This window comes from Pseudomonadota bacterium, assembly GCA_039815145.1.
In the GTDB taxonomy this organism is placed as follows: Bacteria; Pseudomonadota; Gammaproteobacteria; order Steroidobacterales; family JBCBZW01; genus JBCBZW01.
In genome coordinates this window covers 17197-33940 of record JBCBZW010000047.1, presented here as the reverse complement: position 1 = coordinate 33940, position 16744 = coordinate 17197, and the positions used below count along the sequence as shown (strand labels likewise).

The following is a 16744-nucleotide window of genomic DNA, read 5'->3' as shown; positions in this document are numbered from 1 at the left end:
GACGAGAGCGCCCGGCACCACGTCGCTCACGCCGGCCGCGCGACCGCATTCCCAGACCGGCGGGGCATTAATGCGCGGTTGCGGCAGGCCTGCGGGGTAATCCTCCAAGTGAGAGGTGACCGTGACCGCGTTCGACGGCGCGCTGGTGAAGCCGTTCACCGTCTGCGTGGCAGTCAGCACCTGGCCGACCACGAACGCTACACCGGTATCGATGTTGACGCCGAGGGACGGGAACTGCCCGACAGCTGACGCGATGGGAGTGGGATCGCCGTTCAGGTAAACCTCGATCAGCGCATCTTTGATGAAGTGCTTGACCGCCACGTTGGTCGCGCACGCGTAGACTGGGTGGAGCAGCGTGGGCGGCGAGATGAAAGCACGATCTTCGTCGTACTCACCTTGGTTGGGTTTGACGTTCGGGTCGTCGCTCGGTGGTGAAGGGTCGGAGCTCTCACACCCCAGGAGCAGCAGCGAAGCCGTCAGCGACAGCAGCAGCGTTCTCACCAGGGCGGAAACCCTACCGGTAGGCATCTGCGACTGCGAAGCCCAATCGCTGGCTCGGGCGTTCATCGTTGCGGCCCCGTCGTGATGATGACGGCACGCGCGGCCAATGGCCTATCCTTGGCGCGATTGGTGAACGAGACCTCGACCCCTTCCGGCACGCTGATCGACGCGCCCATCTGCAGCTCTTGCTCCTTGCCATCGAGCGACACGAGCCCGTCGCCGGCGCGAACAAAGATGAGTGCCGCACCTTCGAGAACCACCGGCGCGCTGCGCATGCCAGGACCTACCAAGAGATCCCATAGCTGAGAGCTCGCCCCGTCATCGATCTCGACAGAGTAGTTGCGACGCACGAGCAGACCGGGCGCAATCTGCTGAAACTCGACCCGCTCGGTCGCCTGGACCTCATCCGCCAGCGGTGGCAGCTCGGCCTCGACGGGCCCTGGCGCCACTGCGTTCTGCGCGCCGACCGACCCGGCAGAGAAGATGATGACTAACGCAACGGAAGCCTCAGACAGCCGCGACGCCGGCCTGCGGGAGAACCCTACCCGCACGGACCCGCTCCGCTCGTTAGTGGATCGACACTTGGGAGAACTCATCATCACCCTCCGCCTTGGCACGATCGCTGATTCGTCACTATATCTGACTCAGATCGACGAAGCGCCAAATGCTACAGCCGCAGACAATGGACCTGATCTAGAAGAGCTATCGTATTGCGTAGCTATCTGCAGAAGTAAGCGACGCTTTCGCCGAAATCCTGGCATACAGGAGATGGAATCGATCTACCCAGACGCGGAAAGGGGGTGAAAGGTGACCGTCTGGATCGCAACCGCCGAGGATGCCAGGACCTGGAGAGTCCCGTGCTGCCGTGCGATCTATCTCGATCGAGCGCTAGGTCAACGTCTCTGGTCAGAGGCGAGGCGGCCCACCGCGAAACCACACCCCACCGCGTACGGTGAGTTGCCTTCCCGCTCGCTTCGCCAACACGACCGGTGAGCTAACAGCTCCATCGGATCCTGCTGCGACTCGACATAGGTCGGCGGCCCGCTACCGCGAGCGGTGAAAGAGGGAGTAAGCTCGCGTCCCCACCGCAGGCTGACCCGGTTCGGGCGGACTGCGCACGCAATGGATTTGCCGTCATACGTCGAGGGATTCACGATGATCACTCCCGCTCGCCCCCAAGCCGACACGACCCAACCCGTACGCTCGGGCGCCACCACGCTCGCCTTCGCGCTGCCCGCAACGCTGCTTCTGGGGGCCTTCGACGTCCACGCACAGTTTCCCGCCGAGTTCGACGTCAGCCTGCTGAGGGAAGCCAACGGGGGTAACGGCTCCCAGGGCTACGTGCTGGCCGGTGGATCCCGCGACATGTCGGTGAGCTCAGGCGGCGACCTCAACGGTGACGGCCTCGACGAGCTGCTCATCGCCACCTCGGCGACGAATCGCGTGTACGTGCGCTACGGCACCACGCAGGCCCCGGCAGAGGCGGACATCACCGACGTGCTCGAAGCCAACGGCGGTGATGGCAGCATCGGCTTCTTATTGACCAATGGCCTGCGCGGCGGCGAGTTCGGTTTCTCCATGGCGCCCGTGGGCGATGTGAACGGCGATGGCCGTGACGATCTGCTGGTCGGGGCGCGTCTCACCAGCGATGGAGAGGCCTACCTGATCCTCGGTCGTGACGGTGATTTCCCCGTCGAGTTCGATGCATCCACCCTCTTCGAGGCCGCCGGAGGGGACGGCAGCGAGGGCACGGTGTTCCTCGGCGTGGACGCCAACGACCTCGCAGGGCGCAGCGTGGGGGCCGCCGGCGACGTCAACAACGACGGCATCGACGACTTTCTTATCAGCGCCATCCTGGGCGACGCCCCGGGCGGCGCACCGGGCGTTGGCGAGACCTACCTGGTGTACGGCAGGGAGGGTGGATTCCCGGCCGAGTTCGAGCTCGCATCCCTGTTCGAGACGAACGGTGGTGACGGCTCCATGGGCACGGTGCTGCGCGGCTTCGAGACCGGTGATCAGTCGGGCACGGACGTGACCGGCATCGGCGATGTGAACGGGGACGGCATCGACGACATCATCATCGGCGCCCCCCGCGCCGTCTTCGGCGCCGAACGTGATGCCGGCGAAGCCTACGTGGTGTTCGGTCGTGACGGGGGCCTGCCGGCGGAGTTTGCGCTGGCGGATCTGTTCGAGACGAACGGTGGCGATGGCAGCCTTGGCTTCGTGATCGGTGGGCTGGACCGGGGCGACCGTTGGGGCTACGCGCTCTCGCCTGCGGGTGATCTCAACGCCGACGGCCTTGCCGACATCGCCCTGCGCACCTTCTCCGAAGACGCACAGGAGGACACGACGTCAGCGGTCATCTTCGGTAGCGACACCGGTTTTCCCGCCCAAATCCGACTGGTGGATCTGCTGCCGGAGAACGGCGGTGACGGCTCCGTGGGGTTTCTCATGCGCTCGGAATCGAGTCGCAACGGCGTGGGCGTGAATGACCTCCTGGCGACGGGCGATCTGAACAACGATGGACTCGACGATCTGGTGATCGGCGTCGATGTCGCCCTCGCCCAGACCGTCGGCGCCGCCTACGTGTTGTACGGACGCCGGGATGGAGCCTTCGCACCGGTGTTCGACCTCTCCCTGCTGCAGGAAAACCTTGGCGGCGACGGCAGCCGAGGATTCGTCGTCAGGACCGACACGGGCGCTCTCGGCCGCGTTCTCGCCGTCGCCAGGGATCTGAACGGTGACGGCATCAGCGACCTGATCACCGCCGCGCCCGACAACGGCGAGGCCTTCACCGTCTACGGACGCAACGCTGGCCAGGCCCTGTTGACCGCTCGCGTCATCGGCATCGATTCCCGCTCCATCACCTGCCGCAACCTCGCCACGGGCCAGACCGCGACGGGTACGCTGCCCGAGGTGTCCCTGGATGAGTCATTCGATTGCCGCGCCCTGGGCCTGGAGTTCACCCAGGGCGACCAGGTGGTGGTGCAGATCGATGGGGTGAACTTCGTCGATCCCGAATTGAACGGCGAAGCGACGGGCCTCGACGAGGGCGCGCTGGTCGAGTGCATCAACCGGACGACGGGCGCAAGCGGCACCGTGCGCGTGCTCGAGGGCGCCTGGGACTGCAGCAACGCAGGCATCCCGCTCGCGGTGCAGGACCGGGTTCGCGTGCGCATCCGGGGTGCCATCGCCGAGCTGGCGCCCGCCCAGGAGCTGTCCTTCTCGGCCTCCAAGTTCAACATCGCCTCCGCCGTCTGCCAGAACAACACGGACCCGCAGACCGTGACCGGCGACTTTCCGGGTGCCGAACTGGGCGAAACGGTGGATTGCCTCGCCCTCGGGCTCGACATCAGTTCCAGGGATGAGGTCACGATCCAGGTCAACGGCCGCGCCTTCGGCATCGATGCAGCGGCGACCTTCGTGGGCCTGACCACCGAGCTGGTGGGGCGGTGCGAGAATCGAAACAGCGGAGAGTTTGTCATCTTCGAGCTCGACGACGGCGCCACCGCCTTCGACTGCGTCGCCCAGGGACTGACTCTGACCCTGGAAGCGGACGTGACCCTCACGGTGCGGGGCCGCGTCCCCTAGGGCGACACGCAGGGCGGCACTCATAGTCGGCGTGCCATTCCCGTACTATTGGAGCGCCAGGCGGCCTGGGCGGATTGCTCGCTACCGGTGAGCTATCCCCCACACCGGCAGGACCGAGCCCATGCTACAGCGCGAGGAGAGTGCGCCGCACCTGCGGAAGCGAACCGATCATGACCACGAACGAACTCCCCGAGACCAATTTCATCCGAGACATCGTCGACGAAGACCTCGAGAGCGGGAAGCACTCGAGCATCGTCACGCGCTTCCCGCCGGAGCCGAACGGCTTCCTGCACATCGGTCACGCCACGTCGATCTGCCTGAACTTCGGCCTCGCTCGCGACTACAAGGGCACCTGCCACCTGCGCTTCGACGACACCAACCCGTTGAAGGAAGAGTCCAAGTTCGCCGAGTCCATCATCGAGGACGTGCGCTGGCTCGGCTTCGACTGGGGCGAGCACCTCTATCACGCCTCGGAGTACTTCGATCAGCTCTACGAATGGGCCAAGCATCTGATCCGCGACGGCAAGGCCTACGTGGACGAGCTCTCGGCGGAGCAGATCCGCGAGTACCGGGGTACGCTGACGGAGCCCGGCAAGAACAGCCCCTACCGCGATCGCCCAGTCGAGGAGAACCTCGACCTCATCGAGCGCATGAAGAACGGCGAATTCGAAGAGGGCACCTACGTGGTGCGGGCCAAGATCGACATGGCCTCGCCGAACCCGGTCATGCGCGACCCCACCATGTACCGTATCCGCAAGGCGGAGCATCACCGCACCGGCGCCAAGTGGTGCATCTACCCGATGTACGATTTCGCCCACGGCCTCTCGGACGCCATCGAAGGCATCACCCACTCGCTGTGCACCCTCGAGTTCGAGAACAACCGCCCCCTCTACGACTGGTTCATCGCCAACCTGCCGACGCCGTCGACGCCGCGCCAGATCGAGTTCGCGGGCCTGAACCTCGGCTACACGGTGCTGAGCAAACGCGTGCTGCGTGGGTTGGTGGAGGATGGCCTGGTGTCGGGCTGGGACGATCCGCGCATGCCGACCCTGCGGGGCCTGCGCCGCCGCGGCTACACGGCCGCCTCCATCCGCACCTTCTGCCGCCGCATCGGCCTGGCGCGACGCCATGCCATCAGTGAGATCTCCCTGCTGGAGAGCGGCCTGCGAGAGGAGCTGAACCTCTCGGCACCGCGGGCCATGGCGGTGCTGCGACCGATCAAGCTCGTGATCACCAACTACCCCGAGGGCCAGGAGGAGACCCTCGACGCGGTGAACAACCCCGAGGACGAGTCCGCCGGCGTGCGCCAGGTGCCCTTCTCGCGCGAGCTCTACATCGAAGATGCCGACTTCCGCGAAGAAGCACCTAAGAAATACTTCCGCCTAACGCCGGGCCGCGAAGTGCGCCTGCGCTGGGCCTACTTCGTCACCTGCACGGGCTTTGTGAAGGACCCCGACACAGGCGAGGTGACCGAGGTCCACTGCACTTACGACCCCGAGACCCGCGGCGGTGACGCCCCGGATGGCCGCAAGGTCAAGGGCACCATTCACTGGGTGTCCGCCCCCCACGCCGTCGACGCCGAGGTACGACTCTACGACCGACTGTTCTCCGTCGAGCGCCCCGGCGTTGGCGTCGACGACGTGCGCGAACACCTGAACTCCGAGTCGATGGAAGTGCTCCGCGACTGCAAGCTCGAACCGAGCTTGCGCGACGCACCGGTGGGCGAGCCCCTGCAGTTCGAGCGAATGGGCTACTTCTGCGTGGATTCGGTGGATTCCAAGCCGGAGGCACTCGTCTTTAATCGCACGGTCGCGCTTCGCGATGCGTGGGCGAAGATCGACAAGGCAGCTAAGGCGAAAGCCTGAGTAGGAGATACCTAAGAACGTCGCTACAAACGTGACACGGTTCACCATCGCGCGCAGGGCCCAGCTACACCCGTGGGTGCCGCCTAATAAATGAGACACATGGCCCGCTGAAGTCCAAGCGCTTTCGATAGGTTGACGGCTGGATGGCCTTACGTGGGCCAGTGCACCGAACGCCCCTGGTGGATTAGAGACGCGCATGTCACCGATGAAACTCCTCAAATCGGTACTCGGATCCGGCCGTCCCAACGATGCGCTGCCGATCAGCCGACTACTTCTAATACCACTGCTCACGCCCTTGCTGGTGGCACTCGTCGTGTTCGGCCTTGCCCAGGTGAGCAAGGGAGGGCATCTCCACCAGCTCAATGCGCGCCACGCCATCTTCTCCTTCCAGCTAACGTCGATCCTCGAGGAAACGGCCAAGCAGCCCCTGCCGACGGATGAGCTCATCCATCTTGTGGAGAAGATCCGCTCCCTGCCGGTTGAGTGCCTGCACGAGCTTGGCGTTGTTGAGCGCCTCTTGATGCGAGCCGCCGGAACCATCGAAGCCATCACCTTGTGCGTGGACGACATCGCCACCGCCGACGTAGCACTCGCATCCCTGGCCGAGTTGCAGGCTGGGGAACTTACGGAGGCGCAAGTTCGAGTCGTGCTAGACGAAGCCGCCGACGCTTTCGTCGCGGGCTCTTACGCTTTCGAAGTGCCCATCAGTCGTACCGTCGGCATCGCGATTCGTATCACCTTCGCAGTCGTCGTACTCGGCGGGCTCTTGGTATGGGGAGTTCAGGCCTCTCTCGCCCGCTTCGTGGGCAGGGCAATGGTCGGGATGGAGGACGCTACGCGCGCCCTGTCACATAGCGAACAGCTGAACAAGCTCCTCGCACGAATAGACTCTGTCACCGCACTCCCCAACCGCTCTGCGTACACGCTTACGCTGCAGGAGGCCATCGAGAACGCGCAACGGAAGAACACCGGCTTCGCCGTGCTGTTCCTCGACCTGGACGGCTTCAAGAACGTGAACGATGATCTAGGGCACTCTGCTGGTGACCTGGTGCTCAAGACCACCGCCATGCGCTTGGCGGCGAGAATGCGCGGCGAGGACGTGGTAGCTCGCTTCGGTGGCGATGAGTTCGCGGCCCTGCTGCAGGGCGTAGACGATGCGCAGCGAGTAAACGCCGTATGTGATGACCTGATCAAACGGGTCGCCGAAGAAATCTCTTACGAAGAGCACCTTATCGGCGTGACGACCAGCATTGGCGTCGCACTCTACCCGCAGCACGGCGACGATGCCGAGAGGCTGATGAAGCATGCGGATATCGCAATGTACGAGGCGAAGGCCCAGGGCAAGAACAGGAGCCGCCTCTTTGACTACTCCCTACAGGACCGCATCACCGATCGCGTGCGCACCCATCGCGATCTAACGAGGGCGATCGAACAGCGAGAACTACACGTGCACTTTCAGCCCGTCGTAGACCTCAACACGCTGAGGGTCGAGGGCTGCGAGGCACTGGTGCGCTGGAACCACCCGGATCGAGGCAAGATCCCTCCCGATGTCTTCATTCCCATCGCCGAGGAGTCAGACCTCATCCTTGACCTTGGAGCGTGGGTGATGGAGACCGCCTGCGGCCAAGCTCAGGCATGGCGAGTGGGCAACGGACGCGAAGATCTGCGCGTCGCGATCAACGTGTCGCCGCGCCAGCTTGCCACGCCGGGCTTCGCGCGCACCGTGGAACAGGTGCTCGCGGACACCGGGCTGCCGGCGAGCGCGCTGGACCTCGAGATCACCGAAACCTGCTTCATCGGCGATGACGAGACCTGCATCGCGAGCCTCCATCAGCTCGCGGAGCTCGGCGCACGGCTGCTGCTCGATGATTTCGGCACCGGCTACTCATCCTTCAGCTACCTCCACACGCTGCCGTTCCAAGTGCTCAAGATCGATCGTTCCCTGGTCGCTGGCATCGAGTCAGGCGAGAAAACCCAGGCGATCGTCACCTCCATCCTGTCGATGTCGAGCAGTCTCGGCATGAGCGTGATCGCCGAGGGCGTGGAGACCCAGGCCGCCCTCGACACCCTGATCCGCCTCGGATGCCCCTGCGCCCAGGGTTACTTCTTCCAGCCCCCAGTGGCCGCGGAGATGTTCGACCTCGGTGCGGACTTCGGGCGCCGGCGTAGCGCGATCGACGCACCCACCCCCACACGCGCCTCACTCCCCGCGTCCCCTTAGCTCGGCACCGCCCCTCGTAGAGCTGCAGCCCTCCAGCTGCAGGATCGGTTTGCTCAAGCAGGTACCTTACGCTATCATTATGATACCTGCAGGTATCATTCTGAGAGCTAGACGACACATGGACTTCACCCGATGAGCCAGTCGCCCACCTTCGAGCTGGCCCAACTCGCCGACACCCTACTCACTCGCTCGGCCCTCGGTCTCGTCTTGCTCGGCGCCGGGCACGCGCTCACGCTGGCCGGCGTTTGGCTGGATCCCTTAACCGATGAGCGCCTGCACCTGGCGCGCCTGGTGCTCGCCGGCGGCATCCTGCTGCTGGTGCTGCCCGCTGTCCTGAGCTTCGCCATCGCGCGGCGCCGCGCGGCGTGCGACAGTGCGTCCTGCGATGGCTACCTGCTCGATGTGTTTCGTCGCGCGTGCGTCGTCGCCTTCACCGCTACGTTTCTCGTGCTCGTCGCGCTGGAAGGCAGCGCGGAGCATCTGCCGCCGACCATCGACACCCACGTCGTCCTCAATGCCGTGCTTGCCGTCACCCTCTGGATGCTGGCGGGGTCCTTCTTCGCCCAAATCCTGAGCGATCGCGGCACCGACGACCTATGAGCGGCGGTCTGCGCAATCGCATCCGCGTGTTTCGCGCCGAGCACCGCCTCAGCCAAGCGGACCTTGCGCGCGAGATCGGCGTCTCGCGCAAGACCATCAGCACCATCGAGGTGGGCCGCTTCGTGCCGTCCACCATCATCGCACTGAGGCTAGCTCGTCGCTTCGACGTCACCGTCGAAGAGATTTTCCAACTCGCCGACGCCCCTACGGAGTCCGGCACCACAGGAGAGAGTGAATGAAATCGGAAAAGTCCCGCAGCGTTGCCCACGCGCTCATCTGGGCGGCCACCCTCATCGCCACGGCGCTACTCACGCGCGAGAGTGACAACGGCCTACTGCTTTTGTTGCTACTCGTAAGTGCTTGGTTTACCACGGCGGCACCGGCCCGTCGCTGCGAGAAACAAGCGCTTGCGCGCCTCCTGGGCCGCGCGCGCCCGGCGGTACGGCCAGACCCTGAGGACTAGGTTTCGTATTCCCTGAGCTATTAGGTACCATCCGACCCGACGCCCAACCGGGCAAAACTAATAACAAAGGGACTCAGCATGCTATCTAGTGAACCCCTCAGCATCGGCGGCATCCTGGACGGTGGCTTCACGCTGTTCCGGCGGGGATTCCTGAAGGTACTTCCGGCCGCAGCAGCCGCCGCCCTGCCGTATGCACTCACGCTGGCACTCGTAAACGCACGCACTGTAGGTCTGGAATCAGAGACGGATCCGGCCGTCATTGAGCAAGCGCTGATGGAGATGGCCGCGCTTTTCCCGCTCATGTTCCTGTTCATGGTCATCATGCTGGGGGTCGTCATCCACCGCCAGATGTCGGTTGCCCGCGGGGAGCCCACCTCGCTGGTCAAGGACGTGCTCGTCGCCCTGAAGCGAACGGTGCCGATGCTGCTACTGATGTTCCTCTACATGGTGCTGGTGACGCTCGGCATGGTCGCCTTGTTTATCCCGGGGCTCATCCTCGCCATCAGCATGTCACTGTTTTTCTACGTGCCTTACGCCGAGGAACGGGGTAGCTGGGGCGCGCTCTGGCGCAGCCACTCCCTCGTGTGGGGCGGGAACTGGTGGCGAACGGCATCTGTGCTGACCCTGATCACCGTGATCCTCACGGCAGTGTCCATCATCTTCTACATCGGGCTCGGCGCAGTGGCGGCGGTCAGCACCATCTCAGGTGCCACCACCTTGACCACCGGGGCAGACTTCGCCCTCAACTGGATCATGCTCTCCCTCATCACGCCCATGTACGCGGCCATGGCCCTTGTGCTCTACAACGACCTGCTGGTGCGCAAGGAAGGCTCGGACCTCGATCAACAGTTGGCTGACCTGCAACCCAGCGCCGCCAGCGCAGGGTGATCGCCGCCAGCCCATCGGCTAAGGGCGCAGCGCGAATCCGGGCAGGAGGATTCGCGCTGGCGCCGGTGCTCGCCCCTTGAGCGAGGACGGTACCCTCGACGGGACGCGCCTGGACGCCGATACGCTCGACCCGATCATCGCAGAGCTGGACCTCACGGAAGCGGCAGCGCTGGACAACCTGATGGCCTGGTATCAGGACGCGCTGCGCAAGGCCTGGCGATGGTTGCGCGATGTGACCGGTGGCGACGACGGCTGGCTGGTGGGGGCGATCCAACGCCTAGATAGCTGGCTAACAGGGTTGGGGGCTCCTCCGATCGACGGCCAGATGGTGCTCGACGTTATTGGGTACACGACCATTGGGCTCATCGCCCTCGCCGGCGCGATCGTGCTCTGGCGTACCTATCGCCACTATTTCCCGCCGGGATTGCCAGCGAGCGCCCTGGACCTCTCAGGGCTGGAAGGCGATGCCTACGCCCGCCCACTCACCGAGCTACCCCGCGAGCGCTGGGCACCCGCCCTGTTCATCCACACGTGCATGGCGCTGGCCAAGGCCCGCCTGCTCGAGGTGAGGCCGCATCAGACCAATCGCACGCTGGTAGATGCGGCGTCCCTGCCGGCACCGCTGCGCCAGCATCTTTCGGCACTGGCGGATGCGGCTGATCGCAACCTGTTCGCCGGCTGGCTGCCGGATGATGAAGAGCTTGCCGCGCTCCAGGCCCGTCAGGCGGCGGTGCTGGCCCACGTAGCGGCGGACGTCGACTGATGGATCGCCTGCGGACGCTCCTGTGGGTGGGCGCGATGGTGATGATCATCGTCCTCCTCGCCCTCCCGGCCTTCAACGACGGCGGCCCCCCGGAACGTCCCACCACCGACAACACGAGCGAGCTGGGCGTGGTGGCCTTTCAGCGTTGGCTCGCCACCGCGTCGATCCCGACGCACGCGCAGCGGCTGCGCTTCACGCAGGAAAGCCTCGCGGACCTGTCGGCAACCACGGGCAACCTCGCCGTCCTGCACGTGCCCGCCATCTTGCCCTTCGAAGCCGACGAGATCGCCGCCCTGATGAGGTGGGTGAGTGAAGGCAACACCTTGCTGGTGGCGAGCGGACACCTGGAGTCGGCACCCTGGGTGTACGACGGGTTCGACCTCACCCGTACCCTCTGGCGTCTGACGGGGCTGCGACTTCGGCGGCTCATGGTGTCGGACGACGCTGACGAGCCTGCGCCGCCCGGCGATGAAACGAACAAAACGGAGGACGTGACCGCCGACGACGCCCTGGCGGACCTCCGCGACTCGCTCGGCGACGCCTTGAACATTCCGGGCTGGCTGCTCGTGCACGGCGCGTCGGACGCCATGACCCTCGTCGGCTCGCCCGACGGCCCCTTCGCCACGGACCTCGATGACGTGCGCGTGCCATGGGATGGCGCCCACTGGGTGCCGGCCACCTACGGCGCTGACGACTCCACGCCGGAGCAGGCCTCTCCCGCCGATCCCCTGGGGCTATTCGACGACGACGACGATTCCCAGGACGGGATCGAGGCTGACATCGCCGCATGCGGTCGCTCCCCGGCCGAAATCGTGGCCATGATTACGTTGCCCAGGCGGCTGCGTGGTCGCAACGGCTGCACCACCATCCCTACTCCCGCAGCAAGCAGTTGGCAGACCGTGCTGACGCACGCCGACTCCTCACAAGCGGCGATGCTGCAGGCCCCGCTGGGGGACGGCGAGGTGCTCGTGCTCCTCCATCCTTCGGTGCTCGCCAACGATGTCATTCACCGCTTCGACAACCGACGCTTCGCGATGCGACTCGTCGATACCTGGCTCGGGGACGATGGCACCGTGATCTTCGACGACGCACACCAGGGCGTGAACGACATCGTCGAGTCAGCAGATCTCGTCTACGACTGGCGCCTGTACGCGAGCATCGGCTTCGTGCTGCTGTTCTGGGTGGGGTATCTGCTGGCGAACAACGGGGATTGGGCCCGCGCCCTGTACCGCTCGCCCCCCGTTGGTATGGGCCAGCTCGACCTGGTGCGCGCCAGCGCGGGCTTCCTCGACCTGCGCCTGCGCCGCGACGCGGTCTACGAGGCCATCCTCGACCCCCTGCGCACGCAGCTCGCGCGCAAGTGGCGGCTCTCGCAGCAAGACGCCCTCACGCAAGGCCTGATCGCCGAACGCGACAAGCACCCCGAGTTGGTCGCCACGGTCGTCGATCGTCTATCCGCCCTGGCCGCGGGGCGTCGCGTGGTCTACGCCACCCTCCAGCACGACGTACACGCCCTCAGCGAAGCGATTCGCTAGCCTTCCACAAACGCATGAAATCGAAAGCTACATGAAGCCCACACAACAGTACCTGCAGCAGATCGAAAGCAAGCTCGGCGGACGGGTCTTCGGCCTCGGCCACGCGGCGCGACTGCTCGCCATGACGCGAATCGCGGGCGGTCACGCCCTGCTCGAAGGCCCCCCGGGCATCGGCAAGACCCTGCTGGCGCGCTCCTTTGCGCAAGCATTGGGCGGGCAGTTCCGACGGGTACAGGGTACGCCCGATCTGCTGCCCGCAGACATCACGGGCGTCACCGTGTTCCGCCCCGACGGCACCGAGTTCGAGTTCCGGCCCGGCCCCCTGTTTGCAGACGTCGTGCTGGTGGACGAAGTGAACCGCGCCGGCCCGAAGACCCAGTCAGCGCTGCTCGAGGCGATGGAGGAGAAGCGCACCACGATCGATGGCGATACGCGCGAGCTCCCCGCGAACTTCGTGGTCATCGCCACCCAGAACCCCATCGATTTCGAAGGCACCTACCCGCTCCCCGAGTCTCAGGTCGATCGCTTCCTCGTGCGCCTCGACCTGACCTATGCCGCGCGTGACGAAGAGGTGCAGGAGCTTCAACGCTACGCCTCGCCCGAGGGCAGCGCGCACCAGGGCTCGCTCACGGCCATCGAAGATGAGCGCGAGCTGCTGCGGGCGGCGCGCGATGAGGTGGCCGCCACCCGCGTCGAGCGTTCGCTGGTGGAGTACGTGGTGGACATCTGCGAAGCCACACGTCAGTCGCAGGACATCGCCCTGGGCTTGTCCACCCGCGCGGCGCGCGCGCTGCTCCTGATGGCCCGCGTGCTCGCCGCAGGTTCAGGCTTTGACTTCGTGCGCCCCGACGATGTGCAGAGCGTGGTCGACGCGGTGGGCGCGCACCGCATCGTACTCACGCCGGAAGCGCGCATCGCCGGCCTCACAGCAACGGAGTCGTTGACCCGACTGGTGGAGGGCATCGCCGTCCCTCGCGTCGAAGGCGTGGTGCCCACCTCCGCAGACGACGCGCAGGAGTAGGTCGCCCCCCATGACCCTGCGCTGGACTGCCATCGTCTGGATCGCCGCCATCGCCACGATCGGCATCGCAGGCCTGTGGATGGGTGCTCCCGTCGCGGGCCTGTGGCGATGGCTCGCGATCGCGTTGGCGCTGGCGCTGCTCATCGAGCGGATGACGAGCGCCCGCCCCGCCCTGCACGCCACGCTGGAGCAACCGCAATCCGTACACCTGGGCGAACCCACGGACTGGGTGCTGCACGTGACCAACACCGGGCGCACCGCCCTGCGCTGCGCCTACGCTCCGCGGCCGCCGGAGTGGTTTTCAGGCCAGCTGGACGATGCCGCGGTACGGCTGCGGCCGGACGAACACCAATGCCTGCCCTTCAACCAGGTGCCCCAGCGCCTGGGGGAGCACCTGTGGCCTCGCCAGCCCGTACTGGTGCGCGGCTTGTTCGGCTTAGCTGAATGGATTCGTTCGGTACCTCTGCATGAGCGCGATGCTGCGGGGGAGTCGCCTGCGGTCACCCGCGTGTCGCCGGCCATGCTGGCGAGCGCGGGGCGGCGCACGGCCCTCGACCGTCTCGGTGACACGCGCCAGGCGATCCGCTCCTTCGGCGGCAGCGAGTTCCGCAGCCTGCGCAACTACAGCATCGGTGATCCACCCTCGGTCATCGACTGGAAGGCGACCGCGCGTACCGGCTCCCTGGTGGTGCGGGAGACCGAGGAAGAGCAACAGCTCCTGATCATCTTCGCCTTGGATTGTGGGCGCAGCAGCCGCCTGCGCGTCGGTCAACTCGACGCCCTGGGGCATGCCGTCAACATCAGCGCTCGCCTGGCCGAACTCGCCGACCACGCGGGCGACCGCTACGGGTTGCTGACCTACGCCGACGCGCCCATCGACAGCATCTCGCCCGGCCACGGCCCGGCCCACCTGCGACGCGTGCGCGATTGCCTCGCCGGCAGCCGCGCACAGCAGAACGAGAGCAACCCCCTGAGCGCCGTGATGCAGCTCTCCCGCGCGCTGCCCCAGCGCGCCCTCGTGCTGAACTTCACCCAACTCGACGACGCCACCGCCAGCGGCCAGCTGGCCGAAGCCACGCTGCTGCTGCGCCCGAAGCACCTACCCATGGTGGTGGCCGTGCAGGACGCCAACCTCGAGCAACTGATGCAACCCACCGGCACCGATCGCAACGCCATCTTCAGTGCCATCGCAGCCCGTGAGTACCGGCGCACGGCGGCGCGAACGCGGGCATCGCTGGAGCGTATGGGCGCGGTGGTGGTCGAGGCGACCCCCGATCGGATCGAACGTGAGGTGTTCGAGTGCTACCGGCGGCTGCGCTCGGACAAGCGCATCTGACCTAGCCATCCCCAGATACGCCCGTCGAGGACCAGCAGGAACACCACCATCCAGGCCACGCCCACGACGACGCGGAACGTCAGGCTGAAGTTGGGATTGGGGGAAATGTAGCCCTCGATGAGCCCACAGCCGATCAGAAAGGGCACGGCGGCCGCGACCAGCGCACCGGCGTCGCCGGCGGCCGCTTGCAGCGAGGCGATTCGCCCCTCGGCACCGGGCCTGGCGAGGGCACGGCCGATGGCCAGGCCCGCCGCGGCGGCCACGCAGATCACGGACAGCTCGACGATGCCGTGAGCGACCACGAAGCGGAACAGCGGCAGGGCGGTGTCATAGGTGGCCGTGTAGGCGAAGATGGAGCCCAGCATCAGCCCGTTCAGGGACAGGATGTAGAGGGTGCCAAGGCCGTAGAGCATGCCGAACACGAAGGCGGTGAACGACACCGAGATATTGTTCATGGTGATGTCGGCGGCGAGCACGGACGAGGGAATGATGTTCAGCAGACCGTCCGTCCACAGGCCGCCGTTTTGCACCTTGCGGATCATCTCGCCGGAGAGGAACCAACCGGCCGTGTCGGTGGCGACGCTCACCATCACGTAGCCGATCACCGTGGCCAGGATGAACAGCCCGAAGGAGACGATGAGCTCCCCCCGCAGCGTTCTCACCGCGGCCGGCAACCGGTGCGTGTAGAGCCGCCAGAGCTCCTCCAGCGGCGCAGTCGGCCTGCGATTGATGGCCCGGTGCAGCTCCGTGTACAGCGCCTCGGCGGTGCGGTGGAGTCGGCTGCCGGGCACCTCGCGCCGCGCGAGCGACACGTCCCGCGCCAGGCCCTGGTAGCCGTCCAGCACCTCGCGTGCCTCCTCGAGGCCGAGGTCGCGGCGCTTGCTGGCGACGTGACCGGCGAGGGATTTCCAACCGCTATGCCGTGCGCTCAGCCAATCCGCGTAGAGAGCCTGCTTGTCCTGCTGCGTGGCGCGACTCACTGTCCCAACAACTCCTTTAGCTGGCGACGACGCTGGCGGTCCTTGGCAGCCGGCGTGATGCCCTGACGCAGCAGGATACCCTCCGTAAGCTCCCGCCGACGGTCACGGCGCAACGTGCCCCAACGGGCGAGCACCTTGGTGACCAGATCCAGCTCGTCCGGCGACAGATCCGAGCGCTCGAGCGCGCCGAGATCCTTGACCAAGCCGCGAGCACTCTTCGGCGCCTGCACCACCCGGGTGCCGGCGACGAGATCACCGAGGCGCTGGTGGTATCGAGTGCTGAGCACGGCGATCAGTCCCACCGTGTAGAACATCGGCAGGCTGTCGATGACGCGAAGGATGTTGCGCAGGAGAATGGCGCCTGAGCTGGGGGGCTGCCCGTCGCGGTCGACGCAGTGAATACCGGCGAAGCGCTTGCCGGGCGAATCCCCGCGCATGATCAGTTCCACCACCGGGTGGTACAGCATGAAGAGCAAGCTGGGCACGCCGAACAGCCCCAGCAGAATACGACCGTCCCGCGTGAATTCCCCCTCAGCGTCCGTCACCTCCCACTGCACCATGCCAAGCCCTGCCAGGACGCTGAGCACGATCCAGTACAGCACCGGGAGCACGAGGCGGATGTGGAAATCGATGATGTAGGCGTAGCTGCGACTGCCTGCGCCCGCGAGCGGTAGGTCGATCGACACGCCGGTGGCGGCGCCCAGTTCCAGGGACGGCGAAGTGGTGGCTTCCTGCATCGGGCTATTGAACCCGATCGATCCCGCTTCGGCTACCGCGAGTTCCCCGCTTTGACGATGCCGCTATCGAGGCTGGCGACAGGCCCCGTTGCGAGCACCTCCCCGCGCAGGCCGATCAACCGTTACTTTCCTAATAGATTCAGACACATCAGGTTTCCATCAGGTGAGCATTGGGTATCCCAATGGGTGCCATCAGGACGCGCTCGCCTGGCTCATGGAGGCTGTGCTCAGCGGCTAACGGCC

At 65.8% G+C, this 16744-nt stretch carries 15 protein-coding genes; 11 read left to right on the top strand and 4 right to left on the bottom strand.

The features are described 5' to 3' along the window. Both AAF184_13260 and AAF184_13255 read right to left on the bottom strand, forming a co-directional pair. A partial coding sequence (locus AAF184_13260; protein MEO0423305.1) for a hypothetical protein occupies positions 1 to 501 on the bottom strand: 501 nt, incomplete at its 3' end. A gap of 62 nt (positions 502 to 563) precedes the next feature. Beyond that, entirely contained in the window at positions 564 to 1052 is a 489-nt protein-coding gene (locus AAF184_13255; GenBank protein ID MEO0423304.1) for a hypothetical protein, read from the bottom strand. A 604-nt stretch (positions 1053 to 1656) separates the two neighbouring features. Between AAF184_13255 and AAF184_13250 the strand changes: the two genes are divergently transcribed. The 11 genes from AAF184_13250 to AAF184_13200 all read left to right on the top strand — a co-directional run bounded on the left by AAF184_13250 (position 1657) and on the right by AAF184_13200 (position 14784). Further along, positions 1657 to 4092, top strand: coding sequence for a VCBS repeat-containing protein (locus AAF184_13250; GenBank protein ID MEO0423303.1), 2436 nt, complete (start codon positions 1657 to 1659; stop codon positions 4090 to 4092). Between the two features lie 170 nt (positions 4093 to 4262). Then, entirely contained in the window at positions 4263 to 5957 is a 1695-nt protein-coding gene (locus tag AAF184_13245; protein ID MEO0423302.1) for a glutamine--tRNA ligase/YqeY domain fusion protein, read from the top strand. A 205-nt stretch (positions 5958 to 6162) separates the two neighbouring features. After that, positions 6163 to 8178: an EAL domain-containing protein gene (locus AAF184_13240; protein ID MEO0423301.1), complete on the top strand. Its 2016-nt coding sequence runs from the start codon at positions 6163 to 6165 to the stop codon at positions 8176 to 8178. Between the two features lie 132 nt (positions 8179 to 8310). Further along, entirely contained in the window at positions 8311 to 8778 is a 468-nt protein-coding gene (locus AAF184_13235) for a hypothetical protein (GenBank protein ID MEO0423300.1), read from the top strand. Continuing rightward, positions 8775 to 9017, top strand: coding sequence for a helix-turn-helix transcriptional regulator (locus AAF184_13230; protein ID MEO0423299.1), 243 nt, complete (start codon positions 8775 to 8777; stop codon positions 9015 to 9017). Before AAF184_13235 ends, AAF184_13230 begins: the two co-directional genes overlap by 4 nt. Then, on the top strand, positions 9014 to 9241 hold the full coding sequence (locus tag AAF184_13225) for a hypothetical protein (protein MEO0423298.1): 228 nt from the start codon (positions 9014 to 9016) through the stop codon (positions 9239 to 9241). Before AAF184_13230 ends, AAF184_13225 begins: the two co-directional genes overlap by 4 nt. A gap of 78 nt (positions 9242 to 9319) precedes the next feature. After that, positions 9320 to 10129, top strand: a complete 810-nt coding sequence (locus AAF184_13220) for a hypothetical protein (GenBank protein MEO0423297.1) — start codon at positions 9320 to 9322, stop codon at positions 10127 to 10129. Between the two features lie 76 nt (positions 10130 to 10205). After that, a complete protein-coding gene (locus AAF184_13215; GenBank protein ID MEO0423296.1) occupies positions 10206 to 10892 on the top strand; it encodes a hypothetical protein in 687 nt (228 codons plus the stop codon). Continuing rightward, positions 10892 to 12427 (top strand): DUF4350 domain-containing protein, encoded by a 1536-nt coding sequence (locus AAF184_13210; protein ID MEO0423295.1) that lies wholly within the window; start codon positions 10892 to 10894, stop codon positions 12425 to 12427. Before AAF184_13215 ends, AAF184_13210 begins: the two co-directional genes overlap by 1 nt. A 31-nt stretch (positions 12428 to 12458) precedes the next feature. Beyond that, on the top strand, positions 12459 to 13448 hold the full coding sequence (locus tag AAF184_13205; GenBank protein MEO0423294.1) for an AAA family ATPase: 990 nt from the start codon (positions 12459 to 12461) through the stop codon (positions 13446 to 13448). Between the two features lie 10 nt (positions 13449 to 13458). Further along, positions 13459 to 14784: a DUF58 domain-containing protein gene (locus AAF184_13200; protein MEO0423293.1), complete on the top strand. Its 1326-nt coding sequence runs from the start codon at positions 13459 to 13461 to the stop codon at positions 14782 to 14784. Here AAF184_13200 and AAF184_13195 read toward each other — a convergent pair. Together AAF184_13195 and AAF184_13190 are read right to left on the bottom strand one after the other, a co-directional pair. Beyond that, positions 14751 to 15764 (bottom strand): stage II sporulation protein M, encoded by a 1014-nt coding sequence (locus AAF184_13195; protein MEO0423292.1) that lies wholly within the window; start codon positions 15762 to 15764, stop codon positions 14751 to 14753. The two genes, AAF184_13200 and AAF184_13195, sit on opposite strands and share 34 nt — an antisense overlap. Beyond that, complete coding sequence (locus AAF184_13190; GenBank protein MEO0423291.1) at positions 15761 to 16501, bottom strand: RDD family protein; 741 nt, start codon at positions 16499 to 16501, stop codon at positions 15761 to 15763. The genes AAF184_13195 and AAF184_13190 overlap by 4 nt, the downstream gene beginning before the upstream one ends. Positions 16502 to 16744: the final 243 nt, after the last annotated feature.